The 2772-nt window shown below is 60.1% G+C and carries 2 protein-coding genes; both read right to left on the reverse strand.

What is annotated here, in order from left to right:
- Nucleotides 1-1400: NAD(P)(+) transhydrogenase (Re/Si-specific) subunit beta (locus OO25_RS19580; protein WP_040182255.1), on the reverse strand; the 1400-nt coding region annotated here is incomplete at its 3' end.
- Nucleotides 1401-1413: 13 nt separating this feature from the next.
- On the reverse strand, nt 1414-2772 hold a 1359-nt coding region (locus OO25_RS19585), incomplete at its 5' end, for a Re/Si-specific NAD(P)(+) transhydrogenase subunit alpha (protein ID WP_040182257.1).

Genomic DNA, 2772 nt, shown 5'->3' on the forward strand with positions numbered 1-2772 from the left:
GCCTTTGCATCGCCATAGAACATGCGGGTGTTTTCCTTGAAGAACAGCGGGTTCTCGATGCCGGAATAGCCCGTGCCCTGGCCGCGTTTGGAGACGAAGACCTGCTTTGCCTTCCAGCACTCCAACACCGGCATGCCGGCGATCGGCGAATTGGGGTCTTCCTGTGCCGCTGGGTTCACGATGTCGTTCGAGCCAATGACAATCGCCACATCCGTTTCCGGGAAATCGTCGTTGATCTCGTCCATCTCCAGAACGATGTCATAAGGCACCTTGGCTTCCGCCAAGAGCACGTTCATGTGACCGGGCAGACGTCCTGCAACCGGGTGGATCGCAAAGCGGACGGTTTTGCCCTTGGCCCGCAGACGACGGGTCAGTTCCGCCACATTCTGCTGGGCCTGCGCCACTGCCATACCGTAGCCGGGGATGATCACCACAGAGTCAGCCTCCTCCAGCGCGGTTGCCACGCCGTCGGCGTCGATAGCGATCTGCTCACCGTCGATCTCCATCGCCGGGCCCGCGGTGCCGCCAAAGCCACCAAGGATCACCGAGATGAAGCTGCGGTTCATCGCCTTACACATGATGTAGCTGAGGATCGCACCGGAGGAGCCGACCAGCGCGCCAACCACGATCAACAGATCATTGCCGAGCGAAAAGCCAATCGCCGCCGCCGCCCAGCCGGAGTAGCTGTTCAGCATCGAGACAACCACCGGCATATCGGCGCCGCCGATGCCCATGATCAGGTGGTAGCCGATGAACAGTGCCGCCAGCGTCATCAGGAACAGCGGGAAGAGGCCGCCGGTGTTGAAATACCAGATCAGGCAGATCAGCGAGAGCCCGGCCGCACCGGCGTTCAGCATATGCCCGCCGGGCAATTTGGTCGCCGCCGAAGACACTTTGCCCGCCAGCTTGCCATAGGCAATCACCGACCCGGTAAAGGTCACGGCCCCGATGAAGACGCCAAGAAACAGCTCAACCCGCAGGATCGCAATCTCAACACCGTCTTTCTTGGCCAGCAGCGCGCCAAAACCCTCAAGCGCCTTCTTGGCGGTGTCATCCATCGCCAGAACGCGACCCAGCTCAATATGGGCGATAAAGCCCACAAAAACCGCTGCAAGACCCACCAGCGAATGCATCGCCGCCACCAGTTGTGGCATTTCGGTCATCTGCACGCGTTTGGCAACATAGGTGCCAATGATGCCACCTGCAGCGATCAAGACGATCGACAACAGCCACAGACCAGCACCCGGCCCAATCAGGGTTGCCAGCACCGCCAGCGCCATACCCGCAATGCCGTACCAGACCGCGCGCTTTGCGCTTTCCTGCCCGCTCAGGCCGCCCAGCGACAGGATGAAGAGAACAGCCGCAACCACATAGGCGGCAGTTGTAAAGCCAAAGTCCATAATCCCGGCCTCCTTAAGATTTCTGGAACATGGCAAGCATGCGCCGGGTGACGAGGAAACCGCCGAAGATATTGATCCCGGCCATGAATACCGACACTGCCGCGAGGAAGATCACCAGGAATGATCCCGATCCGATCTGCATCAGCGCCCCAAGAATGATGATCGAGGAAATCGCATTGGTGACAGCCATCAGCGGCGTATGCAGCGAGTGTGCAACACCCCAGATCACCTGGAAGCCCACAAAACAGGCCAACGCAAACACGATGAAATGCTGCATGAAGCTGGCGGGCGCAAACAGCCCCACCAGCAGCACCAAGGCCCCGCCAACAGCCAACAGAGTGACCTGATTTTTGGTCTGCTGCTTGAAAGCCTCGACTTCCTGCGCCCGCTTCTCTTCAGGCGTCAGCTCCTTCACCTCTTTCTTCGGTTGGGCCGCGATGGCCTGCACCTTGGGCGGTGGCGGCGGGAAGGTGATTTCCTTCTCGAAGGTCACCGTCGCGCCACGGATCACATCATCTTCCATGTTGTGATTGATCTGACCGTCCTTCTCGGGCGTCAGGTCAGTCATCATGTGACGAATGTTGGTGGCATAAAGCGTCGAAGCCTGCGCCGCCATGCGGCTGGGGAAATCGGTATAGCCGATGATGGTCACGCCGTTTTCGGTCACGACCTTCTCGTCCATCACCGTGCCTTCAACATTGCCGCCTTTTTCAGCTGCAAGGTCAATGATGACGGATCCAGGCTTCATCGCCGCGACCATATCCTCAAGCCACAGCTTGGGGGCCTCGCGGTTGGGGATCAGCGCGGTGGTGATGACGATATCAACATCAGGGGCCAATTCGCGGAACTTGGCCAGTTGGGCCTCGCGGAATTCGGGGCTGGAGACAGCTGCATAGCCACCGGTTGCCGCGCCATCCTGCTGGCTTTCCTCAAAATCAAGGTAAACGAACTCTGCGCCCATGCTTTCGACCTGCTCGGCCACTTCAGGGCGCACGTCAAAGGCATAGGTGATCGCGCCAAGGCTGGTGGAGGCCCCGATGGCGGCCAGACCGGCAACACCGGCGCCCACCACCAGAACCTTGGCGGGCGGCACCTTGCCTGCCGCCGTGATCTGACCGGTGAAGAAGCGGCCGAAGTTGTTGCCCGCCTCGATCACCGCGCGGTAGCCCGCAATATTGGCCATCGAGCTGAGCGCATCCATTTTCTGCGCGCGGGAAATCCGCGGCACCATTTCCATCGCGATCACATTGGCGCCCTTGGAGCGTGCAAGCTCCATACCGGCCTCATTGCCGCCCGGATTGAAGAAGGAAATCAGCGTCTTGCCCGCTGTCATCCGCTTCAGTTCCGTCTCAGTCGGCTGGCGCACCTTGGC

The sequence above is a fragment of the Phaeobacter sp. S60 genome (assembly GCF_000826845.1).
Taxonomy (GTDB): Bacteria; Pseudomonadota; Alphaproteobacteria; order Rhodobacterales; family Rhodobacteraceae; genus Phaeobacter; species Phaeobacter piscinae.